General features: G+C 43.0%; 2 protein-coding genes and 2 pseudogenes. 3 read left to right on the plus strand and 1 reads right to left on the minus strand.

What is annotated here, in order from left to right; translation table 11 throughout:
* Positions 1–336: pseudogene (locus tag LC574_RS29885) on the plus strand (short-chain dehydrogenase/reductase); the annotation flags it as partial.
* A gap of 20 nt (positions 337–356) precedes the next feature.
* Here LC574_RS29885 and LC574_RS29890 read toward each other — a convergent pair.
* Positions 357–596, minus strand: coding sequence for a hypothetical protein (locus LC574_RS29890; protein ID WP_229457235.1), 240 nt, complete (start codon positions 594–596; stop codon positions 357–359).
* A 673-nt stretch (positions 597–1269) separates the two neighbouring features.
* Here LC574_RS29890 and LC574_RS29895 point away from each other — a divergent pair.
* The gene (locus LC574_RS29895) at positions 1270–2607 is read left to right on the plus strand and encodes a P-loop NTPase fold protein (RefSeq protein WP_229457236.1); all 1338 of its coding nucleotides are present in this window, start codon (positions 1270–1272) and stop codon (positions 2605–2607) included.
* A pseudogene (locus LC574_RS29900) lies at positions 2577–4013 on the plus strand (hypothetical protein); the annotation flags it as partial. The gene LC574_RS29895 and the pseudogene LC574_RS29900, both read left to right, overlap by 31 nt.

The following is a 4013-nucleotide window of genomic DNA, read 5'->3' on the forward strand; positions in this document are numbered from 1 at the left end:
GGAATCTCAGTTTCAATTATTGAACCTGGTGCGATCGCTACCCCAATCTGGGACAAGTCCCTAAGTCAATCTGAAGTAGCACAGCAGGATTTACCCCAAACGGCACAAAATCTCTATCGACAGGCGATGAATATTGTCCGTAAGAAAATGCAGATTATCGCATCTGGGGGAATTTCTGCGGATATTGTGGCTCAGGCTGTTCTCCATGCGCTCACTGCAAAAAAACCCAAGACACGCTATCTTGTTGGACAAGATGCCAAAATTGGAGCAGTGCTGAAGCATATTTTGCCCGATAAGCTGCACGATCGCGTTATTTTATACTCAATGGGTTTGTAGTGTAGATTACTTCCCGTTTTTCAGAGGTCGTTACTCTGAATGCAAAAGCTGTTGTTGCTAAAATCATGGTTTTCATCAGCAAAATCATGGTTTTCATTGACAAAAGGATCTGTTTCATTGACAAAAACATCTTTTTCATTGACAAAAACATCTTTTTCATTGACAAAAACATCTTTTTCATTGACAAAAACATCTTTTTCATTGACAAAAGGATCTTTTTCATCAACAAAATCATGATTTAGGAACGAGATTAAGCTCAAAATTGCTGTAACAAAACTCTATATCCAAAAACACTAGAAAATTGTACTTAACAGTACCTTTTTTTGTGTTGGATATTTTTAATATTCATAAGAGTACCTTATTTAAGGTAAGGATTTTTTGCTATTTGTACTTGGGAGCATCCCACTTTTCTACATGTCATTGCGAGGAACGAAGCAATCGCAAAATTCTTCAGGTCAAAACGAGTCCATGAGATTGCTTCGTCGTTCCTCCTCGCAATGACAGTTATTCTCAAGAGCAAAATAAAAACTGGGATGCACCCTTTGTACTTATGCTAGTATTTCTACTTACTTAAAATCAAATATCAGCATTACGATGTGCTACACATAACTTATATTTGAACAATTATCCTGAATGCTGCTAGTTTAGTTAGTAGTTTAGATGAGATGTATTTAAATTAAGGGTTCAATCAGGGCTATTTCATTCTCATCTAGCCCGCCTCAGAATAAATTCTGAGGCTAATAGCAAAAGTCGTCTAAAGACGACTAAGAAAGGCTTTTAGTCCACTTTAGTGGACTTAAGCTATTAGCCCGGAACTTTAGTTCTGGGCGGTTGATGTTTAGAACGAAATAGCCCTGGGGTTCAATTCCCTAAAACCAATATATTTAGTCAGTAGATTTTGTGATCCCTATTCCTGAGTGAACTCGATTAGTTATGCTCCTAGATTTAGAAAGATTTTATCAAGCTTGCAATCCGAGCAGACCTCTAATCATAGGAAATGCCAGCGATCGCAGGTACTATATCGATTTTGCTGCGGTACGGGGTGGTAAAATCATTGAGGCTTTGCAGCGCACCATTGCTAGAATATCGCCGGATGTTCCGACCTGTCAACTATTTACAGGACATCTCGGTTGTGGAAAATCAACGGAGTTGTTGCGGCTCAAAGCTGAGTTAGAAGTGCAGCAATTTCATGTAGTTTACTTTGAGTCTACCCATGTCTTAGAAATGGCAGATGTGGATGTGACTGATATTTTGCTAGCGATCGCCGGCCAGGTAAGTCAAAGCCTAGAAGCAATGAAAATTAGGCTCAAACCTACCTACTTTACCAAGTTGTTTGGTGAACTTGTGGATTTTCTGCAAACGCCAATTGACCTTGGCTTAGAAGCAGAATTGTCTGTAGGGATTGCCAAAATTACAGCTAAAACTAAAGAAAGTCCCCAATTGCGGCGGCGGTTAAGAGATTATCTCGAACCGCGAACAGCAAATATTTTACAGTCAATTAATCAAGAATTGCTAGAACGTGCCAACAAAGAACTGAAAACCAGGGGTAAAAAAGGACTGGTAGTCATTGTTGATAACTTGGATAGAGTCGCAATTCGACCTTTACCATCGGGGCGATCGCTACCAGAATACTTATTTATTGAGCGGGGTGAACAGTTACGCAAACTGAATTGTCATGTAGTCTACACTATTCCCTTAGCTCTGACTTTCTCCAACGATAGCGCCGAACTTCAGCATCGTTTAGGGGGAGGAGTCGCACCAAAAATGTTACCGATGATACCTGTACGTCTGCGCTCTGGGGAGATTTTCACCCAAGGGCTAGCAATGATGCAGCAAATGGTGCTAGCTAGAGCTTTTCCAGACATTTTACCTAGCGATCGGTTAGACTTAATTACAGAGGTGTTTGATAGTCTGGAAACCTTAGATCGATTGTGCCTGATTAGTGGTGGTCATGTACGCGACTTGCTGGGGTTACTGTTTGACTGTCTGCGAGAACAAGATCCACCCTTTGAGCGGGATTGTGTCGAATTGGTAATTCAAAGACAACGGGATTACCGAGCCAAGGCCATCGACCCTCATGAGTGGGAATTAATCTTTCAGGTGGTGCAACAGCAGAGAGTCAGAGGTGATATAGAATACCACGCCTTATTGCGAAGTTTATTTGTATTTGAATACCGCGATCATCAAGGAGCTTGGTTTGCCGTCAACCCAGTTTTAGCAGAGACGGAAAAATTTCAATCATGGTTGAACGACACCCACAAGCAGATATAAGAGCAGCTAACGAGCGGGCTTTACGAAGTTTGGGGAGAGCAATTACCCTTTCTAGCGGTCAATTCTCCCTGGTTTTGGTGTGCTGCAATTATCGAGTTTTGCAAGAGCGAATGCTGCAACGACTCGAAGAACTCTCTTCAGGAGTACACCGAATTCAAAAGGTAGTTCTGTCGCATAATGCTAGAAGCCTTTACACAAGTATTCATTTACAACTGCTAAAGGAAGATAATCCGCCATCGGCGTTGATGATTTTGGGTTTAGAGTCAGTAGATGGACTCGATGATCTACTTAGCTCTATCAATCATATTCGTGATGAATTTCGCAAACGCCACCCATTTCCTTTGATTGTGTGGATGAATGAGGAAGTGTTGCAAAAGGTAGTGCGTTTAGCGCCAGATTTTGCTAGTTGGGCCGCGACACCAATTCGGTTTGAGATGACAACTCAATCATTGCTGCAATTTTTGCAACAGGAAACTGACTCTTTATTTGCGACGGTGTTACCAACCGATACTGCACAACACCAACCTCCTCAAGTTGCAAAGCATTATTTCACTGTGGAGCAAGTCTGGGAACATAGCTATGAACTCCACTTTGCCATTAGAGAGTTGCACAATCGTGGTATTACATTAGAGCCACAATTACACGCTAGTTTAGAATTTGTTTTTGGTCTAGATGATTATATTAGCGATCGCATTAATCCAGCTTTGAACCATTTTCAGCAAAGCTTGCAAATTTGGCAGCAGTTGGCGAAGAGAGGGGATGAGGGGGATGAGGGGGATGAGGGGGATGAGGGGGATGAGGGGGATGAGGGGGATGAGGAGGAGTTTACTTCCCTTGCTCCCTCATCTCCCCCTGCTCCCTCATCTCCCCCTGCTCCCTCATCTCCCCCTGCTCCCTCATCTCCCCTTGCTCCCTCATCCCCCCCTGCTCCCTCATCCCCCCCTGCTCCCTCATCCCCCCCTGCTCCCTTTACTTCCCCATCTCCTCCATCTCCCCCATCTCCACTACTTCTGCGACAGGGAATCTTGCTATTTTATATTGGACTATGTTATTGCCGTTTAGCAGAGCAAAATCAAACAGAAAACCGCCGTCATTGGTACACAGCTAAATCTTATTTTCAGCAGTGCTTGACTATCTTACAGGTGGCTGGTCGTCCAGACATAGTTGCTGGATTTATTAGTCAACTCGCTGAAGTTTTGCAATATCTGCAAGAATGGCAAGAATTGCAGACGGTTGCTCAAAAGTCTCTGGAGTTGCATCAAACTTATGGTAGTCAAATCCAATTAGCTTGTGACTACGGTTTTCTGGCGCAAGTGGCTGTGCAGCAGTCGCGGTGGGTACAAGCGAGTATATTAGCACACGTATCACTGCTGAAATTAGGTGAGGCGCAAAAGGACAATAACCCT

It is taken from the genome of Nostoc sp. CHAB 5715, assembly GCF_020829685.1.
GTDB lineage: Bacteria > Cyanobacteriota > Cyanobacteriia > Cyanobacteriales > Nostocaceae > Nostoc.